The organism is Gardnerella sp. DNF01195 (genome assembly GCF_049244175.1).
In the GTDB taxonomy this organism is placed as follows: Bacteria; Actinomycetota; Actinomycetes; order Actinomycetales; family Bifidobacteriaceae; genus Bifidobacterium; species Bifidobacterium leopoldii.
This window is the reverse complement of record NZ_CP058383.1, coordinates 326,571-351,135: the sequence shown is the minus strand read 5'-3', so window position 1 is coordinate 351,135 and position 24,565 is coordinate 326,571. Positions and strand designations below refer to the sequence as shown.

The following is a 24,565-nucleotide window of genomic DNA, read 5'->3' as shown; positions in this document are numbered from 1 at the left end:
TCTAACGACTCGCTCTACTATAACCCAACTCATGCACAATATCTAGGGCAAGACGCAAAGATAACCACCTATATATAGTGATTTGTGTCATAATCGCGATTTTTGAGGCGTGTCCTGGTGTGTCGTAATTGATAAACAATAAATTACTTAATACACGCCGTCAAATGTGCGCACTTCGTGACGCTTTGATATATTGAATCACGTGGAACAGATAGCTTTTCAGCATGCACAGGAATTCGGATTCCAACCAGGAGACATTGTGCAACAATGGCTCTGGGATGACGATGTTGACGAAACAATTTGCGAAAGCATCGAGAAACTTACCGGCGAAGAGTTGGTAGATGAGGATTACGACGCTGCTGTTGATGGTGTGATTATTTGGTGGCGCGACGGCGACGATGAAGATGAGCTCGCAGACACCATTATGGATGCCACAAATATGCTTGACGATGACGCGCCTATGTGGGTTCTTACTCCAAAACCAGGTCGCGAAGGTTCCCCAAGTTCTAGCACAGTTCAATCTGCAGCAAAAACAGCTGGCATGAACGCAGCCACTCCGTTAACCGTAAGCGCTGACTGGAACGGCGTGCAACTGCGCGCATTTGGTAAAGGTCAATCTAAGTAGTATTTGCTAGTTGACGTAACTAGCTTAACCGACTATTGACTTGCGTAACTGCCTGGTTAACTGCCTATTTGCTTAATTGCTAGCTTAGCTTCTTGTTAAGTCACTTATCACTTGCTTATTGCTTGTTAACTTGCTACTTATTTTTGTAGTATTGCTACTGTTTTTGTCAAAAACACCAAATCAGCCGATACTTTCGACAAAAAACAGGACAATTTTGTAAAAAAAACACATAATCATTTGCGAAATCGACAAAACGCACAAGAATAGCACAAATAAAAGCGCGAGGAGAGAAATATGCAAGCCCCGCGCCACAACAGACAAGAAAACTAAAGCTGAAACAAATACCGGAAAAACACAGCATTTGTTTCTAAAGCTCACGATTGTTATGCAAAGCGAACAAACTTACGACCGTTACGCAATACCGCCAAACTAACGACCGAAGTGATGAACACGACTACCACGCTCGCCACGTTTACCGCGCCAACTGCGTTCGTTGCGTTCACTACGTTCACCGTGCTCATTACGACTGCTGCGACCGTTACGCTCGTCACGCTCACTCTCACGCCCGCGCCCACTGCGTTGCCCACGTCCACGACCGCGACCGCGACCCTTACGCTTCTGCTGCTCCGGCTCCGGCATACTCCAGCCTTCTTGAAGCTCAGCAGCTTCACCCACAATCTCATCTAAAACTAGCGAAGCAGGATTCACATCCTCAGCTTTCGCATGAATTCCAGCCTTGCGAAGCATCATATGGGCAGCGCGCTTTTGATTAGGAAGCACAAGCGTTACAACATCGCCTTCTTCACCAGCTCGAGCAGTGCGACCCGAACGATGCAAGAAAGACTTAGGATCCTCAGGAGGCTCAGTTTGCACAACTAATGCAACGTCGCTAATGTCAATACCTCGCGCAGCAACGTCCGTAGCAACCAACACACGTACCAAGCCTTCAGCAAACACAGCCAAATGACGATCTCGCTGATTCTGCGACAAATTACCTTGCAAATCGACTGCAGGAATACCTTGCTGCACAAATTTTTTCGCCATATTCTTCGCTTGATATTTCGTGCGCGTAAAGAATATAGAACGTTTCTTTCCGGAAGCAAGCTTTCGCAAAACTTCGTACTTATCCCCTGCTGACACAGCAAAAATATGATGCGTCATAGTATCAACTTGGCAATCAGCATCATCCACAGCATGGACGACAGCATTTGGAAGGAAACGCTCAACTAATGTAGAAACTTGCCTATCAAGCGTTGCAGAAAACAGCATGCGTTGACCATCTGGCGCAACTTGCTCAAGAAGTCTAGTAACAGCAGGAAGGAATCCCATATCCGCCATTTCGTCTGCTTCGTCGAGCACGCTAACCATTACTTTTTCAAGCGTAAGCGCTCCCTGACGCAGCAAATCTTCCAAACGACCAGGGCAAGCAAGCACAATCTGCGCGCCCTGCTTAAGCTGCGATACTTGGCGTTGGTATCTCACGCCTCCATACACTGTCACAGTGCGCATGCCATAAGCTGCAGCAAGCGGCGCTATTACGTCATCAATTTGATGCACAAGTTCACGAGTTGGAGCAAGAATTATTGCTCTAGGAGCAGGAATATCGCTAGACTCGCGTGACTTACGGTTTTTATCAGAATGAATTAAATCAACAAAATTCTCAGCTAAACGTGCAACAAGTGGAATAGAAAATGCTAATGTTTTACCGCTTCCTGTGCGACCTCGCCCTAGGATATTCGCGCCTTGTAAAGAATCGGGAAGCGTTGCTTGTTGAATTGGGAATGCAGTGGTTTTCCCATCCGCACGCAACACCTCTACTAAAGGCTCTGGAACGCCAAGTTGCGCAAAAGTTACATCGTCACGGTAATTTTCACGAGATTCAATGGCAGAGTCTGGAATAATTGTTGCGTTATGAGAATCTTGCTTTTGCTTTTTCGAAGTAGGGTGCAAAGATATTGCAGAATTTTGTTTTGTATTATGAGATTTTGCACTATTATGCTTAGCAACATTATTTTTATCAATATTATGCTTAGCAAAATCTTGTTCAGCATCCGCAATAGCTACTTCTTCATAACGCAAGGCTTTTTCGCGCGTCTTTTGACGAGCTTTTTCTGCTTTGCGATTGCGCTCCCTGCGTGAATTGAACTCGTGATTAGAACCATAATTTTTATGGCTCCCCTGATACTCAAAAGGATTGCGTTTTTCAGCTGATTTCCTAGTATTTTTGGCGCTTTTAGGCTTTTTTGTTTTATAACTATTTTTATTATTCGTATTGTTTATACTATTCGTATTTTTATCATTCTTGGTATTCTTCGCGCCTCGCTTTTGAGCGAACGCAGCATGATGAGTATGCGGCACAATAGCCTTTCGTAAAATATGTGTGTTCAAAACTTAAATTTCAAAACGTGAACTAATCGAGCCTAGCACACGCCTGGCACAATAACGGCAAATGTTGTCAAAAAGCGCCAAGACGCTCGCACCATAAGTGCTCGCTTCTGAGCTTGCATGGAAAGTCCAGTGGACTTTCCATGCAAGCTCACGCTCCGAGTTGCTTTCGCGCACTACGCTCCAAGCGCGAAAGCAGGTCGTCGCGCAAACGCCGTAAAAATCACCGGCAAATGTTTCTGCCAATAAATGAAAACAAAACTCAACTAGCGAGTGAGCTTACGGTGCAAGCGATGCGGACGAGCAGCTTCCTCACCCAAGCGCGCAATCTTATTTTCTTCGTAAGCTTGGAAGTTACCTTCGAACCAGTACCATTTTGCAGGATTCTCGTCGTCGCCTTCCCAAGCAAGAATATGCGTTGCAACTCTGTCGAGGAACCAACGATCGTGTGAAACCACAACAGCGCAGCCTGGGAAATCAAGTAAAGCGTTTTCCAAGCTTTCCAAAGTCTCAACATCCAAATCGTTAGTAGGCTCATCGAGGAGCAGCAAGTTTCCACCCTGCTTAAGAGTCAAAGCCAAGTTCAAACGGTTACGTTCACCGCCAGAAAGCACTCCCGTAAGTTTCTGCTGATCCGAACCTTTAAATCCAAAGCTTGCAACATATGCGCGAGTAGGAATTTCAACGCCTGCAACCTCAATAAAATCGAGTCCGCCTGAAACAGCTTCCCACAAGTTCTTATTAGGATCCAATCCTGCACGATTCTGATCCACGTAAGAAATCTTCACAGTGTCTCCAACAATCAGCTCGCCACCAGAAAGAGGCTCCAAGCCCACAATCGTCTTGAACAGCGTAGATTTACCAACGCCGTTTGGACCAATCACGCCAACAATACCGTTACGAGGCAAAGTAAACGACAAGTCGTCGATTAGCACACGGTCGCCAAAAGCCTTGTGAATATGCTTTGCTTCCAAAACTTGCGAGCCCAAACGTGGACCTGCTGGAATTTGAATTTCAGAGAAATCAAGCTTCTTGGAATTACGTGCCTCTTGCTCCATTTGGTCGTAACGTTCCAAACGAGCCTTGTTCTTAGCCTGACGCGCCTTCGGCGAGCTGCGCACCCAATCAAGCTCATTTTTCAAACGCTTAGCAAGCTTAGCATCCTTGGCACCCTGGATTTCCATACGCTTTGCTTTAGTTTCCAAATACGTTGAGTAATTGCCCTTATATGGATAAAGCTGACCACGGTCAACTTCGCAAATCCACTCTGCAACATTATCCATAAAGTAGCGATCGTGCGTAACAGCAATGACAGCACCCTCGTACTTGTGCAAGAACTGTTCAAGCCACAAAATAGATTCCGCATCCAAATGGTTAGTAGGCTCGTCCAAAAGTAGCAAATCTGGAGCTTCAAGAAGAAGCTTACACAATGCCACTCGACGCCTTTCACCACCAGAGCACACAGAAACAGGAGAATCCGGGTCTGGGCATTGCAAAGCGTCCATAGCTTGCTCAAGCTGCGAATCCAAATCCCAACCGTTTGCAGCGTCAATTTCAGTCTGAAGCTTACCCATTTCTTCCATTAACGCATCAAAATCAGCGTCTGGATTAGCCATTTCTTCGCCGATTTGGTTAAAACGCGCCACTTTTTGCGCAATCTCACCAAAAGCCATCTTAATGTTTTCGCCAACCGTCTTAGTGTCATCAAGAGGTGGTTCCTGCTGCAAAATACCTACCGTATAGCCAGGAGTCAAAGAAGCTTCACCGTTGGTCACATTTTCCAAACCGGCCATAATTTTCAGCAGCGTCGACTTACCCATGCCGTTCGGACCCACAACACCAATTTTTGCGCCCGGAAGGAAGCTTAAAGTAACATCGTCGAGAATTACACGATCTCCATACGATTTACGCGCCTTAATCATCTGATAGATAAATTCAGCCAAAGTAATATACCATCCTTACAAACGTTGAAATTCCAGCGTTTGTTGCAACTTGCGTCAAAAGCGTTTAATACTTTTACCTACTTAATTCAAGCAAGATGCAACTTACATAAAACTACGCAAACTAATAGCTAGTAAATACGAGCCTAGCAAATACTAGCATGTTGCTGGCGTACGATTTGACTTATTGACAGACTCAGAATCATCTTCAGGCGGAATCTGGCAGAGCCACTCGCCTAAAATGCCAACAACCATGTCAATAAAGCACACCAAGCCAGCAATAGAGCATTCACGCACAACAGAGTTATACAGAATTATCTCACTGTGTGGCAAACTCATTAACAATTGCCCAACATACCAGCCAGACAAAATAGCACCTGCCATTCCCAATGCCTTCGACAGCATAAGAGCCGCAACAGCAAATTGAGAACTTACATGCTTCTTATTCTTATCTTTGTTGTTGGCAACACTTTGATGAGTTTGCAATGCCATAACAAAAGTTATTAAGCCAGCAATCACCATAATTGCAACAACAACCCACGGAGCTCCTGCTAACGACATAGCACTAGACTCTGTTGACGACACTAGAAATGCGCCCAGCACAAAGCCAAACAGTAACCCTAGTACCAGATACCACCAAGGTGTGCGATACGCTTTCATTAACAACCATCCCCTATAAGCCATTGCTCTGAGTATACCCCAACAGTTTGAGCATCAAAAGCAAACGCTAATGAGTACGAAACTGAGTTATCGTCCAAAGCAGCATCCGACTCTATCTGCATCCACGGCATAAGTTCAGGCGCCTTAGGGTCAACCGTCACCATTTCCGCTAGTTGTTGTGGCAATTTTTCTGCATCAACAGTTCTTGTGTCAGCAGCAGAAGCACCATATGAACGCGTACCCAACACTCGCACAGTCACTTTATCTTTATACAAAGTAGCAACAGCGCGAAGCAAGCGAAGCAGCTCATACTCGTCACCACCCGAAGACAGAATAAATACAGCCGCGTAATAATCAGCATCAAGCATATTGGCAACATATAATGCCGATACACCGTCAACGCGAGATTCTCTATCCTGCTCGAGCATTGCAACTATTCTCAGCATAGCAGAACGCGTGTCTTGTTTCGCGACACCCTTCATAGAAATCACTGCAGTTGTTTGTAACGGAGTTGGACATATGCGGAACAAAGGAGACTTAGTTTCTCTTTTAACAAGCTCATTGCCATAATTGACACTTTTAGATTCATCGCCACAAGAGCACTGTGAATCTCCATTATTTTCATAATCATCTGCGAAAGAATTTGCAATATCAACAGCAGCTTTAGCAGCTGCAACAGCGTCTTCATCTTCTTTGCGTTGCTTTTCTTTTCTATCTTCCTCAATAAGAGAACGGTAGTAATCTGCTATTTCGCCTTCCTCAAGATCGTCAACCGGTACGCTTCCACTGCGAACAGCAACATGCGCAAGAGACTCAGGAACTACACGCCGTTCCGAATAATTTAACTCTTCTCTAGAAACGCTATTCAAAGTAACACAAACATCGTCAACAGTGCTTTTCATGCCGTAATATTCGCTTCTTAAAGCAGCATGAACAGTAATATCAGCCTCACTAATTTGCCAAGTGTGCATAGCAGAATTTAAAACAGATTTAGCAATAAGTTCTAAAGCTATAGCAGGATGCTCCTCAATCTCGCTATCTTTTTCGCAACGTTTAAGCATAAAAGCAAGACGCTCAGCAATTTGAGGAATATCTATTGCGTTAGTCTCATCTCCGTCTAATGCATTACTCAAATTAACTTTTAAAACAGCATCTATGTAAATAGAAGAATATAATCCAATGACTATTGAGTCACCGCTTGGGCGAATACCCTTCAAACTTATGGTCGTATTCATAATTTCATCTTCTACTCTCTAATAAAAACAATTTAAAATTTCAATTATTCGTTTATTTATCTTTTATTACTCTTACCTATAATACGCAAAACTAATATTTTGATATATTGTACTCGATATAAATCAACATGCGTAATTTTTTGCATATAGCACTAATTTTTATTATTAAATTCTTAGAAAAATAAAAATAAACGCTGACAGCAATAAATTATATTGTTATCAGCGTTTATTAATAACTTTATTTTATCTGCTTTTTAGCACTGCATTTACACTATTAAGCACCAAATTGAGTACCGTCATTTTGATTAGTAGGCGGATTAACAGGTGGTTTAACAGTTCCAATAACAGTTCGAGGAGCAGGTGCAGGAGTTTGAATAGACGTATCAACAGGCATCTGATCAGACTGCTGGTTTTGTGAAGTTGCATTATTGGAAGATTCAGAAAGTTCAGAAGCTTCAGTCTGCTCATTCTTACCTTCAACGTTGCGCTTCAAACTTTCTGGAATTTCAACAGGGGGAAGATCAGAATCTGGTCTTCTATCGTCCGAAAGCCAAAGAGTACGCTCAGGAGCCTTACGAATCTTACTGAAGATTTCCTTAAGTTCCTTCTCGTTAAGAGTTTCCTTAGCGAGCAACTGACGAACCAGCTCATCCAATACGTCACGATTATTGTTAATAATCTCCCACGCTTCAGTATGAGCAGTTTCGATAAGCTTATGAACTTCTTCATCGATTACTTCAGCAGTACGATTCGAGAACTTGCGAGGTTGCAAAGAATCGAGTGAACCAGAAGAATCTTCGTCAGTATCCATCCACTTAACAGCTCCAAGCTTTGCTGAGAAACCATATTCAACAACCATCTTACGAGCAATGGCAGTAGCTTTCTCAATGTCGTTAGAAGCACCAGTTGTTGGATCGTGGAACACAACTTCCTCGGCTGTGCGTCCACCCATAGCATATGCCATTTGATCCAGCAATTCGTTGCGAGACTGCGAGTAACGGTCGCTTGTTGGCATCACAGCAGTGTATCCAAGTGCGTGACCTCGCGGCAAAATCGTTACTTTAGTAACAGGATCCGTGTGGTGCAGCGCAGCAGCAACAAGAGCATGACCGCCCTCATGGTAAGCAGTGTTACGCAATTCATCCAAAGCCATGCCCTTAGACTTACGTCGAGGTCCTGCTTGAACACGATCAATTGCCTCATCAATAGCGCGATTATCGATATATTGAGCACCAGATCGAGCGCAAAGCAACGCAGCTTCGTTAAGCACGTTAGCTAAGTCTGCACCAGTAAAACCAGGAGTGCGCACAGCAACCATATGAAGATCAACATCCGGCACAAAAGGCTTACCCTTAGCGTGAACCTTCAAAATTGCCTCGCGACCTTCCAAATCAGGAGCCTCAACAGCCACCTGACGGTCAAAACGACCAGGACGAAGAAGTGCGGAATCAAGCACATCTGGACGGTTTGTTGCAGCAATAATAATCAAATTAGTATCGTTGTCGAAACCATCCATCTCAACAAGCAACTGATTAAGTGTCTGCTCGCGCTCATCATGACCGCCAGTCATGCCACTTCCGCGGCGACGACCAACAGCATCAATCTCATCGATAAAGATGATTGCAGGAGCATTCTTCTTAGCTTCGTCAAAAAGTTCACGAACACGAGACGCGCCCAAGCCTACGAACATTTCCACGAAGTCAGAGCCAGCCATTGCATAGAACGGCACACCAGCTTCGCCTGCAATAGCACGAGCCAACAAAGTCTTACCAGTTCCTGGAGGACCATAAAGCAGCACACCGCGCGGAATACGAGCACCCAAAGCCTTGTAGCGCGAAGGGTCCTTCAAGAAGTCTTTAATTTCTTCAACTTCTTCAACAGCAGCTTGTTCGCCAGCAACGTCAGCAAACTTAGTTTTAGGAGTCTGACCTTCGAGTAGCTTGCCACGGCCACGTCCGCCGCCCATGCCAAGCATACTTCCGCCGGCACCGCCTATTCTGCTAAACATGAACCAAATCATGCCAAGGAAGAACAATATTGGAACAAGCGAAGTAATCAAATACGAAATAATGCTAGATGACTGTAAGCTAGCAGTCCAGCCGTTAGAAGGCTTCGCCTTTTCGACTTCTTGTACAATTGACCTACCTTGTGCATACGCGTAGTAGAATTGCACATCCTTGCCAAAGTCACGATTTTGCTTACTTCGTTTATCGAACTTCTTAAACGGACTATCAAGCGTAAGCTTAACTAACTGTTTATTGTCAATAATTTCCACATAACTTGCTTTATGAGATCGCACTAACTCAATACCATCCTGAGTATCGATAGTTTGCGATCCGTTATGAACAAACATTTGGAATCCGACAACTGAAAGCAACACAAGAAGCACAATCCACGTCCATGGCGACTGCCAGAAGGAACGACGATTGTTATGGTTGTTCTCGTTATTTTTATTATTCTTGCCCTGCTGACCGTTGTTTCGCTGATTCCTAGGGTTGCGTGGATTTAAAAACGGATTATTTCCGTTATTTCCACGCCCAGGACCGCCCATTGGGCCTTGCGGTGTCATAGGAGAAGCGCCCATGTAATAAGGCTCCTTTCAAACTCCTCAATTTATATAAAAATTCTGAATAGAATCTATAAAATCAAGCACCATACACTGATGGCTTTAATACCGCAATACTATTGAGGTTGCGGTAGCGTTCGTCGTAGTCCATTCCGAAACCAACGACAAATGCATCAGGAATTTCAAAGCCCGAGTAGTCGATTTGTACGTCTACTTCGCGACGTGCAGGCTTACTGAGCAATGCAAAAACTTTTACACTGGCAGCACCACGACCTTTTAGCTCATCTACAAGCCAAGCTAGCGTGCGACCGGAATCAACAATGTCTTCTACAATAAGCACATCTCGACCACGCACATCAGTACTTAAATCTTCGCGAACAGTGATTTGTCCGCTAGTTTGAGTGCCACTGCCGTAACTAGACAAGCTCATAAAGTCCATTGCTGCATTAACGCTTAACTCTTGCGAAAATACAGCAAGAGTATTTACAGCACCTTTTAGAACTGCAACAAGCAAAACATTACGGTTTTTGTAATCTTCACTTACTTGTTTAGCAACTTCACGAATACGCTTCATAAGGTCTTCGTGGCTAATTAATTCATAGTCGATGTCATCTCGTATATCTGCAATTTGCATGTTCACTATCTTTGCATAAGCGAATGACGATATTGCGCGAGAGTCGAGTTGCTTCATAATAATTTGGCAATGAAAAAGGCTTCTGACCATGCCATTTTGTACATAGTTCGTCCACTGCAGATATGTGACTTGACGAGAAACGCAGACCAAGCTCACTTAACGCACGCACTATAATTCGTCTGCGAATTGATGGATGATATTGCGCTAATTTATCAGCTTTTAACCTAACAGTTTTCGCATTTTTATCAAATTCCATCACTTGTGAACTAGCTTCGTCAACTTGAGAATTAATATAGTCAAGATCGTCTCTAGCTATTTCAGCTCCGCGAGAAAGCAAAGTAACCATATTCGCATTAAAAAATCGCGAAATATAAGGCATTAACGTGTGTCTAACTCGAGATCTCAATGGATAATTTTCTGAAAGTTCCTCATTTTGCGAAATATCGTCACCATTTGTAGGATCATCCCACCATGAAATACCTAAATCCTCGCAAATACCAGTAGTATCTTCTCTAGTAAGCTTAATAAGAGGCCTTGCAAAAAGCACGTTTTGACGCAATGTCACTGCTTTCATGCCAGCAACTGCTTCTAAACCTGCAGAATCTTTTAGCCCCATCATTACAGTTTCTGCTTGATCATTTGCAGTGTGAGCTAAAAGCACGGCTGCAGCTTGCTGCTTTTTAGCAACCTCAATAATTGCTTGATACCTAGCATTTCTTGCAGCAGACTCTTCGCCTTCTCCAGAATCTTCGACGTTCACAGATTGAATATACACGTACTTTTCGTCTATTCCAGATTGCAAACAATGCTTAGCCGCAATATTAGCAATTTCAGTTGAGTGCGGCTGCAAATGGTGATCTACTATTACAACACCGCAACGAATACCTCTACTTGCGCACACAATCACGCTCAATGCTGTAAGTGCAAGAGAATCTCTACCTCCAGAGCACGCAATAAGAACCAGAGGAGCATCAACATCTGTTGCGTGGTTGCCATGTTCGGAAAAACGCGCGTCTTGAGCACACAACGAAAGTTCATCAAAACAATGCTTGATTGCGCCAATTCCTGCGCGTATGCGAGAAGAATACACCATAGCTTCTAGTGTAGCGCGCTGATAACGCTAAATTGCAACTCATAAATCATAGTTTTGGCAATTCTGCCATAAACTTATTAATCGCTACGAATGCTCCCCAAATATCAGCTGGCTGGTTCGCAACAACAGCGAAAGTTAGCACTCCACCACTTTTCCTAGATACATTACCAACCATAGAAGTAACTTCACTTAAAGAACCAGTCTTTACGCGAAGCATGCCGGCAGAAGATTCATCCGCTAAACGCTTTCTTGCTGTTCCAACTAAACCAGGAAGAGACAATCCTTCAGCAGCTGCAGCACCTCCAGAATCGGCTTTAATATTAAGCACTTGTACTTGAGCTAGCGTTGTTGCGCGCAACCTTGATTTTGGAGACAAGCCTGAGCAATCAGACATATGCAAACCACGTATATCGATATTGAGCTTGCGTAATCCTTCTTTTACTGCCTGAACTGCACCCTCCGGAGAGTTGGATTTGTGAGTTGCAAGCGCAGTCAAACGACCAAACTCTTCCGCCAATGTATTGTCTGAAATACGAAGCGTATATGCCATTATTTCGTTTAAAGGTGCAGAAGAAACTTGTGCAATTAAACGCGAATTAGATGATATTAACGATTTAGTTTCGCTTACTGGTATTACAAAATTTTCAGATTGTGCAGATTTATTTTCATTTTCAGAATCTTTGTTATTTTCAGAAGAATCATCTGCAGACGAGTCTGAAGCGGAATTTTTTTCGTCAGAAGTGGTTTTATTAGAATAATTACTTATAACTATTCCTTGTTTGCTTAATAATTTAGCAAAAACACGACCAGCACTTAAAGCAGGATGAGGATCAGAAAGCGGAAAATCTGTCATAGCATCAGCGTCAACACCTTGCACTGAAAGGTCACGCTGACGAGCATCATCTATAGCCAAAGATGACGTTTGAGCATAAAAGCGTCGTTCAACATCTGTTTCATAAATCAAATCCGGAGCACGTTTTGCGCCAAACAATGAGTCATCAACAGCTAAAGAAACTGTGCGAATATTTTCAAGTTTCAAAGCGTTGGCTGTTCTTCTCGCTAATGTCGTTAAGCCTGCTCTGCCATTAACATGGTTCCAATCGTTTTCTCCAACGCCAAGAAGCATGTCACCATTGCCGCGAAGCACAAGCTTTCTAGCATTCGCACTAGAAGCTCGTTCTGGTTCACCGCCTGTTTTAGGCAACAAAAATACTTGAGTATCAAGAGTTGAACCCATGTCAAGAGTGCGAGAAGCCACGCTAGCAGTTAAAGTTTTAAGCGTTGATGCTGGCTCTCTTAAAGCATTTGGCTCATGTGAAGCAACTACTCGCCCATTAGCATCCATAATTACTGCTGAAGTGCTGCTACTCATAGAAGCATCGGAAACCAACTCGTCAATAAGTTTTTGAGCTTGCGAATGATTTATTTCTTTACCATAAGTCACGCCTTTAGCTAGTGAATTAACTCGCAAAAGTGATTTAGGAGAAGAAACAGTTACAGCATAATGTTGTTTTCGTAACGTCAAAGGACCGGGAAGAATATCGTATACGTCAAGCAAAAAATAAGTAAAAATAATTGCTGCACTAACTATAACTGCTATAAATGCAATAAGTAATCGCCAACGAGAAGGATATTGGCTTCTTAAAACCATAGCAGCGTATTTACTTTTCTTCTGTGTGCTACTTGGTTTAGATTCACTACTTGCTTTAGGCTCGATACTTGGTTTAGGTTTAATACTTGGTTTAGGTTTAATACTTTTGTTGGGTTCGCCGCTTTGCGTTGGCGTGCTCGCATTAGGAGTATTTAAGGCATCGTTTGAGCCTTTACTACTTTCCATGCGAGCACACCTTTAAATCGATTGCAAATACCGCGCTTAACTATACATTGCGCTTGCAACAAAGCGTGCATAAGTTACGCAGTAATCGACGCAAATCTGCGCAAGTTTTCTACAATGCGAATCATGCGCTTATCCATCACTTTGCCGCCAAGAATTACGCCAACAACCAACACAACAAATCCGTTTACTACGAACAGAATGCATGCAATCCACAAAAGATTCGTGTTAATAGCCAAAAACGTCATAGCTGCAGCAATAGACGGAATCATGCATACTGCAGAAAGAAGCGAAAAACCTATTGGAGCAAAAGATCTAGCGCCTGCAGAACCTTGCGGCCTAGAAAATGGCTTTTCGATTGACGCTACAGGGTACATTGCTATGCACGAAGAAATTAAGCCAATGCCTATGGTCGCAAAAGCTACTCCAATTGGAGAAAGAGTTTGGAACATAACTGCATTCATATTTTGCTTAACATTTGCTACAAAGAAAAGGAAAGCGTAAACCCCTATTCCAAGAATTGCAAAGTACACAGCGCAAATCACGGACCAAACTATTGCGTGCGCTAAACGATCGTGCAAACCTTTTACTCCAATAATCGCGTGCATAGTAAAAGCTGTGCCATCGTATGCAATATTGTTTCCAACAACCATGCCCATAAGCAAAGCAGCATACATAAGCCAGCTAGAAACGCCTATGTCCTGTGCTATAGAACCAAATCCTTTAGCATTAAAACTAGTTCCTCCTGCAACTATCAGAATAAAAAGCGGCGTAAGAAGCAAAAATAGTTGACGCATATCTCTTCTCATAACGCTAATAATTCGCGCAATAATCGCACCAACTGTGTTGTCTGGAACTGCTGCAAAGAAGCCGATTCCCTTAGTTTTAACAACTGTTTTTTGCTCACCGCGAAGTAGCTTTGGCTCTAATTTTGCGCAAAATACAGAGATTGCAAAGCAAGCAGCAATCGTTAGTACGCAAATAAAGAAGCGAATAACAAGCGCAAGCCAATTGCCATTAATGGCGTCAAGAGGCAAAGCCATAGCAGCACTTAATGGAGTAAAAGCGGACGCAGAGCAAAAACCTAAGCCAAACACAATTCCTCTTGGACTTTTGTTACCAATATTCATAGTGGAAACAAAAATCATATACGCTACGAAAATAGCAAAGTAAAAAATGTTTCTTGAACGCTTGTTTATTAAAATAGTATCCAAAAGCTCAATAAGCATTTTGCTTAAAGACACGATTGTTGCAACGTAAAGCGGAGCTGCAATTACGCTTACTAAAACCGGCACAATCCCAAAGTTTCTGTACGCTAAAGACCACAAAGCAAGCGCGATTGTGCAGCTTATAGAAAGCGCTCCAAAAAGGGAGCCAAGAAGCATACCAGCTTGCTGCTTTACGTAGGGAATGCCGTAAAGCGCAAAACTACGCGACTTTAGTGTTGTGTCACTGCCGAACATAAATAGGTTTATAAACAGCGTAAAAATTGACACAATCGACGCAACCATTATTGGAGCGAACTGAAATTCCTGCCAATTTTTAGTATCTGCAAGCATTCCTGGATTAAGATACTTTCCTGCTTGCCAGCCCGCAAAACCAAGAGCGCATATAATCGCAAGTCCAAAAACAATGACTATACCAAAGCCGATTTTTTGCCAAATCGACTTTCGCATAACGGAAAAAGTAAGCACCCAGCGAAGGCGAACCATGGTAAAAATCATAGACATTACGGCCATCCTTATTAGGCATTGAGATTAGCAGACTCGGTAGAAGCGACAGCAGCGTTATCAGACTTGCCGCCGTTAAGCCAGTCGATTCGCGCAGCTGCGTGACGTCCACCAACAAGCTCCATAAAGCGATCTTCAAGATCTTTGCCCTGAGCCACTTCTGCAAGAGTGCCAGAAGCTGCAACATGACCTTCGTTAATAATCGCCACGTGCGAGCACATTTTTTCAACCAATTCCATAACGTGCGAAGAAATAATAACCGTACCGCCAGTAGAAACATACTCGGCGAGAATATCCTTCAAATTTGCGCTAGAAACAGGGTCCACTGCCTCAAAAGGCTCATCGAGCACAAGTACGCGAGGGCTATGGATCATAGCTGTTGCAAGGCAAATCTTCTTAGTCATACCAGTTGAATAGTCAGAAACCATGGTGTTTGCAGCTTCTGTTAAGTCGAAAGCAGAAAGCAAGTCGTTCGCGCGCTTTACGGATTCCGCGCGACTCATATCGCGAAGCATGCCAGCGTAAGTTAAAAGCTGCAAACCAGTAATTGTCTTAAAAATCTCATCTGCTTGAGGCATTAAACCGATTGCGCGCTTAGCACTATTTACATCGCTCCAAACGTCATTGCCAAAGATCGAAGCTGAGCCAGCATCCGGCATAAGCAAGCCCGTAAGCATTTTAATCGTAGTGGTTTTGCCGGCACCGTTCGGACCTACCAATCCGTAGAAAGAGCCTGCTGGAATGCTCAACGAAAGATTATCTACAGCAACTTTCTTGCCAAAAGTCTTAACAAATCCGCGAATAGAAACCGCTGGAACATCTGCATTGCTATCGCTAGCATCACTCGAATAAGTGTTTGCGCCAAAAACCGGAACGCTGCTAGCAAAAGCATTTCCGGACGGATATTCAGACGGAATAGAATCTACCATAAGAACCTCGCAGTATACAGATAAACGCACGCATCGCGCCACAATGCTACGCAAGCAAGCGTTTACATAGAGGTTTCTATTATCTCATACTCGCAATCTTTGCGCAATCACAACGCCATCAGCCGCCGCACTCACCACCCCAAATCCTCCTACCATCACACCAGATCACTGTTCCGTACGCTACCTTCACTGTACTAATATTCGTGTGGTAGAGATTTGAGATTTTTCGCACTGAGCGCGGCGAACGTCAGAGCCGTAGGCTGCTGATTCGTCAAGCGAAGAAGAAAAATCGAAAAATCTCTGCGATAAGATGAGGTTATTAATGGTTAGCACGCAGAGTTTGGGGGATTTCTCTACGAGCGCTAAAAGAGGACTGATGGAGCAACATTCTTTAAAGAAAGGCGAACACAATAAACGCCTTTAACAGTCAAAGCGACTGAAGGACGGGACGCGCGAGGAGAAAAATCCCCCAAAACTCGCTCCACACTATAGAATTTCATTCTTTCACTCAGCGACCGGTATGCTGAATCGGCTTCCACTCGCTCTTTGAGAAAATAGCTTGGAACGCAATAGGCACGTACGAAAGCATAAAAATCGGGAAGCTAAGAGCGTACGCAAACAGCTCCTTATTCGTGGCCCCAAGCTTATCGTGTTCAACCAAAATAGTGAGTGACACAAATATCATCATACCTAAAACGCTTGTAACAGTAGTGGTAATGAAATTAATCATTGAAGAGATTTGACTCATCCATGTTACAAATCCAAATGCAGCAAAAATAAAACCAAGTATTATTCTTGCAACAGCTAAAACCATAAACGGGAAAAGCATAAGCGTAAAATCAACCGACGAAAAATCTCTTTCGCGAATACCATGTCGAATAAGAGCTGCTCCATAGTAACGAAATACCTGCAAGAATCCCTTGCTCCAACGAAGGCGCTGCCTCCAGCTCTGCCTAAACGACACAGGCTGTTCGTCATATAATACTGCAGAACCGCAATATCCAACTTTGTCTCCGTGAAGAATAGCGTCCATAGTAAATTCAAGATCCTCAGTAAGAAGATGGAATTTCCATCCGCTATTTCTGTGCATAATCTCACGCGAGAACATGAATCCAGTTCCACCAGCATGGCAACTTGAACCGAATAGCATTCGCGAGTTGTTAGTAAATCGCGATTCTCGAATAAACCAAAGTGCAGAGCCGGAAGAAACCCAATTATCTGAAAGATTCACGGAATTACGGTAGCTAGTTAAAATTTGATATCCTGCGTGGAAACCTTTATTCATTTCCTCAAAATAATGCGGATCAAGTTTATTGTCTGCATCGAAAACAAAGTACGCGTCATAAACTTTATCCGCACCAATTTTCATAATATGATCGAGGAGATAGCTGAGCGCATAACCTTTACCAATATGCTCTTTATCAAAACGTTCAATTACGTTGCATCCGCAATTGCGACCAACTTGCGCAGTAGAATCAGTGCAATTATCTGCAACAAGCCAAATATCAATAAAATCTTGTCTATATGTTTGAGTTTGAATGCAATGAATAAGATTACCTATAACAGCTTCCTCATTGCGCGCAGAAATAAGCACAGCATAATGCTTATCCATTGGCGCTTCAGGAAAAACAATAGGCTTAGCGAATAAAGATGCAACGGCACAAACACCTTGATACACAACACCGCTTATGCCAATAAGTATTACTAGTACATCAAATATTGATAGAAGAATCATCGCTTCCATCCGCTCCGTGGATTATTTTTTACGTTACTTTTACTATTTTTTGTATTGTTTGTATTGTTTACTATTTTAGACTCGCCTACTTGCAATTTTGCTTTAGGAGAATCCTTATTTTCAGAATCTACTTTACGCTTTGCAATATCTTTATTTACGGCATCTAATATTTCGCGCGAAATTGGCATTGTTGCCAATACATCAGTTTGATCAGAATCGTTAGAGGAAACTTTGCTACTATTCGCATCGTCAGAATCTGACACATAAGCTTGCTTATACCAATATAAAATATCCTCGTTCAGAGAAATGCGAGAGCTTGTGCCTTTCATTACACGATGAACACTTTCACTCATTGGATTCATGAACTTACGGCCAATCGCCTCAACGCAACGAACAATAATAGAAGTGTGATCAGGGTGAGGATCGTTCATAAGCGGAGAAGAAACTAAACTATATTGCTTCGTGCATACTCTAAAAATTGCTTGCAAACTTGCAGTCACAGGCAAAGCCAAAAATGCTCCAAGAGCACCAAATACAGCGCCCATTACAAGAACTGAAATAAAAGCTACTGCAGGATTCAGATCCATAGTCTTTTCGGAAATCTTCGGCGAAATAACCATGTTCTCAATTTGCTGATAAATCGTAATAAAAATTAATGTTGCAACAGCCGCACCAAAACCATTGGAACCCCACGCAACCAAGATAGGCAAAGCTCCACCCAAATAGCCACCAATTGTAGGCACAAACTGCGAAACAATTCCGCAGAATAAGGATAGCGGAAGCCAATACGGTATATTCATCACAATAAGGAAAATTGCGGTACCCACTGCGTTAATCGCTGCCAAAATAATTCGCGAAAATAAGAAGCTCGAAATCTGCTCTTGAACAACTGACCAAATAAATAGGAAACGACGCTGAGCTTGCGGATTCATCCAACGGCACATGCTACGACGCATAGCCGGACCTGCTGCAGAAATGTAATACGTAACCATAATAATGGTAAGCAAATCAAGCAGAACAGTCATCAATCCCCATGTTGTGTTAAGTGCTTGGCCAGCAAAATCAACAACCCAAGATGTTTGCACATGCTTCAAAATTTCCATGCCAAGCTGCTCAATATTAGGCATTTTAAAACCGGTATAGTGAAGCACAAAATTTGCAAATTGATTGTATAAATCAGGCAAGCCCATAACCATTGAAACAACCTGCTGAGCAAATAAATTACCAAACAAAGCAAGTAGCAAGCTAATTACAACAAGCAAGCCCGTTAGCGTAAAGCCAGAAGCAACTCCTCGCCTCCAACCATGCTTAATTAACCGAACAACAAGCGGTTCCATTGCGAGCGCAATAAAAATAGAAATCACAACATCGAAAACAATGAATGAAATGCTATTCCAAGCGAACCATAGGAAGATGGACACAAAAGTAACAATTGCAACGTAAATAAGTGCACGACCTAGCCAATCTGGCGGCCTTCTATCATCGCCTTTGGCTGGGAAAAGTGAAGCTAAATCTAGCTTATTTTCACTTTCCTTAATATGCTCATGCATCTTATATTCATGCATTTCTTGCTCTTGGTAATTCATAGGTACTATTGTAACTGCGCGAACTGATGAATGCGAATTAGCGGCATGTAGTATTACATTATTCGCATCTACGCAACTACACGTAACATTATGTAACACAAACGTAACGAGATATTCGAGTCGCTGAAATCCAAAATGGCATTCATAGTCATAAACTCATTACTGGGTTTTTTAAGAAAGGAATGGTGGCCATGACCACTTTGCAAACTAAAGAAGATGCCGCAGCCCTCATTGAAAAGGAAGGCATTGAATACGTATCCGTACGATTTACTGATTTAATTGGCGTTCAGCAGCACTTTACTGTTCCTGCTGACGAGTTCTTGCACAGTGCTTTCACTGATGGAATGGCGTTCGATGGTTCTTCAATGCAAGGCTTCCAGGCTATTAACGAATCAGATATGAAGCTTATTCCAGATGTTGACACTGCTTATATTGACCCATTCCGTAAGCATAAGACTCTGAATGTTGCTTTCTCTATTGTTGACCCTGTAACAGATGAGCCATATTCTAGGGATCCTCGTCAGGTCGCTATTAAAGCAGAGTCCTATTTGAAGTCAACTGGCATTGCTGACACTGCAAGCTTTGCCCCTGAAGCTGAGTTCTTCATCTTTGATAAGGTGCGTTTTGCTAACGACATGCAACGCTCCTTCTATGAGGTTGATTCTAACGAAGCTCCTTGGAATTCTGGCATCGACACTGAGGATGACGGCAGCAACAATATTGGTTTCAAGAATCGCGTAAAGCACGGCTACTTCCCTGTGCCACCAGTAGATCACAATCAGGATTTGCGCGATGACATGGTTTGCAATTTGCAAAAGGTCGGCTTGATTCTTGAGCGTTCTCACCACGAAGTCGGCGGTGCAGGTCAGCAGGAAATCAACTACCGTTACAATACGCTTGTTCATGCTGGCGACGATTTGATGAAGTACAAGTATGTGGTTCATGAAACTGCTGCTTTAGCTGGTAAGGCTGCAACATTTATGCCAAAGCCAATTGCTGGAGATAACGGCACCGGCATGCACTGCCATCAGTCGCTTTGGAAGGATGGCAAGCCATTGTTCTATGCGGAAACTGGCTACGCTCAACTTTCTGATATTGCACGTTGGTACATTGGCGGCTTGATTAAGCACGCTTCTTCTGTGCTTGCATTTACGAATCCTTCGCTTAACTCTTACCATCGCTTGGTTCCAGGATACGAAGCTCCAGTCAACTTGGTTTACTCTGCTCGTAACCGTTCTGCAGCTATTCGTATTCCTCTTGCTGGTACGGAACCTGCTGCTAAGCGAATTGAGTTCCGTGCACCGGATCCTTCATGCAACCCATTCTTAGCATTCTCCGCTCAGCTTATGGCAGGTTTGGATGGTGTTGTTAACCATATTGAGCCTCCTGCCCCTGTTGATAAAGATTTGTACGAGCTTCCTCCAGAGGAGCATGACGGCATTAAGCAAGTTCCTTCTTCACTTGGTGAGGCTTTGCAAGCTTTGGAAGAGGATCACGACTTCCTTATGCAAGGCGACGTATTTACTAGCGACTTGATTGAAACTTGGCTGAATTTGAAGCATGAGGAAATGGATATGGCGCGCTTGGCTCCAACTCCACTCGAGTATGAGCTTTACTTCCACATCTGATTTGTAGTTAAGTTCTTCTAGCCAATAAGCCGGCTCTACGATTTCGCAGAGTCGGCTTATTGTTTTGCGCGACGACCTGCCTGAGCGCTGCGATTTAACGCGCGAAGGCAACTCGGAGCGGAAACTCGCTTAAGTTGGAAGTCCAGTGGACTTCCAACTTAAGCGAGTTTCGTAAGCGAGCGCAATCTGCGCCATTAACGAAAAAACGGAAACATGCGTTACGCGCGCAGCACGACGACTGCACGCGTGTCCGAATAACAGGATTAAGAGACCATAACGCAGCGCGCCAACTGCACGAGTGTCCGAAACTCGCCGGTTCGTGCGCTCAAGCAGATTGTCGCGTTAGCTGTTTATTTTTTAGCACGTATTTTACATCAGCTTGAGATGCGACCTTCGAATCATGAGTAACAACAATCACACATTTGCCATGCTCTCTAGCAGCTTTTTTTAATATTGCAATAACTTCTTTAGTTGTTGCAGGGTCAAGACTTCCAGTAGGCTCATCAGCTAAAATTACCGGCGCAGAAGATACTAAAGCTCGTCCAATTGCAACACGCTGCTGTTGGCCACCAGAAAGTTTAGTGACGTTACGATTTGCTTCTTCTTCAGTTAACCCAAGATCTATTAGCACTTGAACATCAGCATGTGAATTTACTAATCGCAAATTTTCTAATGGCGTCAAATAGTCAATAAGATTAAAATTCTGGAAAACAAGTGAAATATGTTTTTTGCGATGCTCAACATATCCTGTTTTTGCAATATCCTCACCATTGAACAATACTTCACCTTTATAAGGAGTATCTAATCCAGCTAAAAGTGAGAGCATAGTAGACTTTCCTGCTCCAGAAGCTCCCATGATACTGTACATTTTGCCAATTTCGAAATCTGCATTCACGTCATTTAGTACCGCAATATTTGCAGGTCCGTAAGTGTACTTCACATTTTTTAATTGCAATAAAGCCGACATAATAAGCTCCTTATTTTTACATAATTTAAATATGATTTATACGATTTGTTCCATTTATGCGATTGCGCTTTTAGTAGAAAATTCGCATACGCAACTACATTTCTGCTAACTCATGGCACTCAGTATTTTCCGAGGCTTCTTTATTAATATTGGCAGCACTGCAACAAGTAATGCGACTATTGAAATAAGCAAACCAATAACAAAAGCAGCAAGAGTTTGCAGCAATGGCAATACTGGCATACCATCCGCAATAAATGACGAATCAGCACTATGCAAAATCGCAGAACCAATAACGCCAGAAAAAGCAGCACCGAAGCCTAACGAAATGACGAATGACACAATGTTGAGTATCGCTATTTCAACAAGCAATTGACTAACTATTATTGCTCTAGATAATCCGATAGACATAAGTACGCCAATCTCGTGCATACGTCCTCTAACCCAGAACACTAATACAAGTCCAAGCACTAAAATACCAACAAAACTTAGTGCCACAAAAATCATTCGCACAAGTTGTTGCACAGAGTTAACCGAGCTTATTACATCAGACAATTGCGAAGCATTCTGCTCTACATCTGCCCACTTGCCAGCAATACTTTTAGCCTCCCGTATTGCACTAGCTAATAAATCAGAACGCTCAACAACACAACGCAAAACACTTCGATTAGAAGAACCCGCCAAAGACAACGCAGAACTTAAGTCAGTAAATATGCGGTTTTCTGACGTATCCGAAGGAAGCGCTCCTTTAGTTTGCAATTTGCCGGCAAAAATGCCAACAACGCGAACTTTTACATTAAACCCTTGCTTAAGAATTATAGTAGAACCAATCTTAAGATTATTCTTCTTAGCAAAATCACGATGCACTATTGCTCTACCAGAAGAACGATTAGTAATATGCTCACCCTGTTCTAAACGGTACAATCCTTCTTGAAAACCTTGAGATAATCGAGAATCTGTTGTGCCAGTAATTCCGGCAGCATGAGCCAAAACATCATCGTCTAGTCTTGGACCCTGCGCAGGAAGCACAAGTTGCTTTCCAACAGGCACAGCTAAAACATCGCGCTCTTCCACTACAGTTTTTACGCTCGAAATCGCAGCAAATTTACGAATTTGACTAGAGTCAATTCCTTCATTTGCGCCCAAATCTTGAGGAATTGAGGAACTAGATGTAGCAGTAGCAGAATTAGAATTTGCATTACTTTGCTCTGGAAGAGTTTCACCTCGAGTTTTTGCTCGTACAGTAAAACCTAAGCCAATACTGGATTGAATACGATCCCTAGCACCCTCAACAGAAGCACTGATACCAGCTTGTGAAACTAGCGCACTTAAAACAAGAGTCATAATCAGCACAATTATTGCGTTACGTCGAGGTTTGCGCAATATTGCAAGTTTCGCTCGAGCACATAAAGAAATTACTTCACCATTCATAATGTTACTCACTAACTTTTCAAATAACTTTCATACGACGAATTATGAAAACTATGCCGCCAAACAGCATGGTTCTACTTTTGCAATCCGAGGAGCTCACGAGGAGATTTGCATATAATTGGCAAATAAGACAACACAACTGCAATAACGATTACTGCACCAACAATTGTAGAAACTCCGACAAAACACTGAGCGTCTACTTGTACGCTAAGTGTTTCCAAAGTTTTTGTTGCCAAAGTTGATTCAAGATTTCCACCAGCTTGACCCATATTACTCAATTCACGGGCGGCTGATGATTGCACAGAGCCAAGAGCAACATTAGCCATCAACGGAGCTATAACTTTTGCAAAAAGGTAACCCACAATCAACGAAGGTATTGAAATAAGCACAATCTCAGCAAGATATTGACCAACTATAGATAATTTGCCAGTGCCAATTGCAACAAACACACCAATTTCATTACGTCGCTCATTCATCCACAGCAAAAGCACTAATGCCAAAGCAATAATAGCGAATGATACAACAGCAATTGTTGTAACAGTCATTATTGAGCGCACTCCCTTTGCTGCTTTCAACAAACCAGAAACGAACTGATCGTCACGAGTTAGTTGATAGTTTTGTAAATCAATAGGCAATTTCGCAGCTTGAGACATAATATTATCCGCATCCTCGCCGCGCTTTATTCTAAAACTTGCATCCTGATATATTTCTTTTCCAGGCTTATATTTATATAATTCGCGAGTAGTTTGCAAATCCGTATACACGGTATTAGCTGTCAATTCCGCCCTAGTTGCGACTTGACGCTTATTTGCTCCGGCATAAATTCCAACAATACGAGTTTTTACTGTTGCTGTTGATTGTTGAATATTGTCAGCATCGTAAGGATTAGCGCGAAGTGTAAGAGTATCTCCTACATGTAATCCGTTAGCTTTAGCGAGATCTTCATGAATTAGTGATGCATGAACGTTGTTAGCAATAAGATGCTTGCCTTTAGACATAGTTATTGCTTTTGTTTTAAAAGTATTTAAACCAGTAGAGTCATTCGTTCCTTCAATATTAACGGCATTCCCAAACTGCTGTTCACGCTTATTGTCATACTCTTGTACGCCTGGAATTCTTGCCGCTTTAGCATTAACTAAATCCGCTGTTACATTTTGTCGAACAACGTAGGAAGCAATTCCATTTAACTTTGCAATTGCCTGTACATCTTTAGGTTTTACAGTTCCAGCTCCTCTAGGAGTTCCAGGGTTTATTTGAGGGTTATTTGCGAGCACAAAACTAGACTCTGCTTGCGCTTCAACTTTTTCTCCTTCTCTACCTGCAGCATTTGAAACTGCAGAAGTAGAAAATAACAATGTCGAAATAAGAAATACAATAATGAAAACTATTGCTGTTTTTATTCGTTTCCTCAGAATGTAGCGTATTGCACGAGAGATAAACGTCATCGACTACCTTTCTTCATTGAAAATTGCTTGTATATCAACCTTTAAATATACGGATTACCAGTATAACATATCCATACTGAAAAATGCGTTTAGTGTCATACTTTACAATGCGCAAATCTACCAGTGCGCAAATCTACGTTATAAA

The 24,565-nt window shown here is 42.7% G+C and carries 17 protein-coding genes; 2 read left to right on the top strand and 15 right to left on the bottom strand.

Going from position 1 to position 24,565, the window contains the following annotated elements; translation table 11 throughout:
- Positions 1-202: 202 nt before the first annotated feature.
- A complete protein-coding gene (locus HXT43_RS01220) occupies positions 203-625 on the top strand; it encodes a DUF3052 domain-containing protein (RefSeq protein ID WP_004107331.1) in 423 nt (140 codons plus the stop codon).
- 429 nt (positions 626-1,054) lie between these two features.
- Here HXT43_RS01220 and HXT43_RS01215 read toward each other — a convergent pair whose 3' ends face one another.
- The 12 genes from HXT43_RS01215 to HXT43_RS01160 all read right to left on the bottom strand — a co-directional run bounded on the left by HXT43_RS01215 (position 1,055) and on the right by HXT43_RS01160 (position 18,952).
- Positions 1,055-2,983, bottom strand: a complete 1,929-nt coding sequence (locus HXT43_RS01215) for a DEAD/DEAH box helicase (RefSeq protein ID WP_112928787.1) — start codon at positions 2,981-2,983, stop codon at positions 1,055-1,057.
- A 293-nt stretch (positions 2,984-3,276) separates the two neighbouring features.
- On the bottom strand, positions 3,277-4,953 hold the full coding sequence (gene ettA / locus HXT43_RS01210; RefSeq protein ID WP_004118724.1) for an energy-dependent translational throttle protein EttA: 1,677 nt from the start codon (positions 4,951-4,953) through the stop codon (positions 3,277-3,279).
- 153 nt (positions 4,954-5,106) lie between these two features.
- Positions 5,107-5,610, bottom strand: a complete 504-nt coding sequence (locus tag HXT43_RS01205; protein ID WP_032835493.1) for a DUF3180 domain-containing protein — start codon at positions 5,608-5,610, stop codon at positions 5,107-5,109.
- Entirely contained in the window at positions 5,610-6,845 is a 1,236-nt protein-coding gene (locus HXT43_RS01200; RefSeq protein WP_174143292.1) for a dihydroneopterin aldolase, read from the bottom strand. Before HXT43_RS01200 ends, HXT43_RS01205 begins: the two co-directional genes overlap by 1 nt.
- A 274-nt stretch (positions 6,846-7,119) precedes the next feature.
- Positions 7,120-9,429, bottom strand: coding sequence for an ATP-dependent zinc metalloprotease FtsH (gene ftsH, locus HXT43_RS01195; protein WP_101886118.1), 2,310 nt, complete (start codon positions 9,427-9,429; stop codon positions 7,120-7,122).
- 61 nt (positions 9,430-9,490) lie between these two features.
- A complete protein-coding gene (hpt, locus tag HXT43_RS01190) occupies positions 9,491-10,045 on the bottom strand; it encodes a hypoxanthine phosphoribosyltransferase (RefSeq protein WP_004118717.1) in 555 nt (184 codons plus the stop codon).
- Positions 10,020-11,138 carry a tRNA lysidine(34) synthetase TilS gene (tilS, locus tag HXT43_RS01185; protein ID WP_004118715.1) on the bottom strand — a complete coding sequence of 373 codons (1,119 nt, stop codon included), beginning with the start codon at positions 11,136-11,138 and terminating at the stop codon, positions 10,020-10,022. The genes hpt and tilS overlap by 26 nt, the downstream gene beginning before the upstream one ends.
- 46 nt (positions 11,139-11,184) lie before the next feature.
- The gene (locus tag HXT43_RS01180; RefSeq protein ID WP_116442810.1) at positions 11,185-12,975 is read right to left on the bottom strand and encodes a D-alanyl-D-alanine carboxypeptidase; all 1,791 of its coding nucleotides are present in this window, start codon (positions 12,973-12,975) and stop codon (positions 11,185-11,187) included.
- A gap of 74 nt (positions 12,976-13,049) precedes the next feature.
- Entirely contained in the window at positions 13,050-14,702 is a 1,653-nt protein-coding gene (locus tag HXT43_RS01175) for a hypothetical protein (RefSeq protein ID WP_415707086.1), read from the bottom strand.
- 14 nt (positions 14,703-14,716) lie between these two features.
- Positions 14,717-15,631 carry an ABC transporter ATP-binding protein gene (locus HXT43_RS01170; RefSeq protein WP_101892126.1) on the bottom strand — a complete coding sequence of 305 codons (915 nt, stop codon included), beginning with the start codon at positions 15,629-15,631 and terminating at the stop codon, positions 14,717-14,719.
- Between the two features lie 508 nt (positions 15,632-16,139).
- Entirely contained in the window at positions 16,140-17,366 is a 1,227-nt protein-coding gene (locus tag HXT43_RS01165) for a glycosyltransferase family 2 protein (protein ID WP_032835541.1), read from the bottom strand.
- Entirely contained in the window at positions 17,363-18,952 is a 1,590-nt protein-coding gene (locus HXT43_RS01160) for an AI-2E family transporter (protein WP_116442811.1), read from the bottom strand. The genes HXT43_RS01165 and HXT43_RS01160 overlap by 4 nt, the downstream gene beginning before the upstream one ends.
- A gap of 191 nt (positions 18,953-19,143) precedes the next feature.
- On the opposite strand from HXT43_RS01160, the gene glnA reads away from it, so the two are divergent.
- The gene (gene glnA / locus HXT43_RS01155; RefSeq protein ID WP_004107300.1) at positions 19,144-20,580 is read left to right on the top strand and encodes a type I glutamate--ammonia ligase; all 1,437 of its coding nucleotides are present in this window, start codon (positions 19,144-19,146) and stop codon (positions 20,578-20,580) included.
- A 325-nt stretch (positions 20,581-20,905) separates the two neighbouring features.
- Here glnA and HXT43_RS01150 read toward each other — a convergent pair whose 3' ends face one another.
- The 3 genes from HXT43_RS01150 to HXT43_RS01140 all read right to left on the bottom strand — a co-directional run bounded on the left by HXT43_RS01150 (position 20,906) and on the right by HXT43_RS01140 (position 24,420).
- Positions 20,906-21,547 (bottom strand): ABC transporter ATP-binding protein, encoded by a 642-nt coding sequence (locus tag HXT43_RS01150; protein ID WP_004107298.1) that lies wholly within the window; start codon positions 21,545-21,547, stop codon positions 20,906-20,908.
- A gap of 105 nt (positions 21,548-21,652) precedes the next feature.
- Positions 21,653-22,975 (bottom strand): ABC transporter permease, encoded by a 1,323-nt coding sequence (locus HXT43_RS01145; protein WP_064340204.1) that lies wholly within the window; start codon positions 22,973-22,975, stop codon positions 21,653-21,655.
- Positions 22,976-23,049: 74 nt separating this feature from the next.
- On the bottom strand, positions 23,050-24,420 hold the full coding sequence (locus tag HXT43_RS01140) for an ABC transporter permease (protein ID WP_004118695.1): 1,371 nt from the start codon (positions 24,418-24,420) through the stop codon (positions 23,050-23,052).
- Positions 24,421-24,565: the final 145 nt, after the last annotated feature.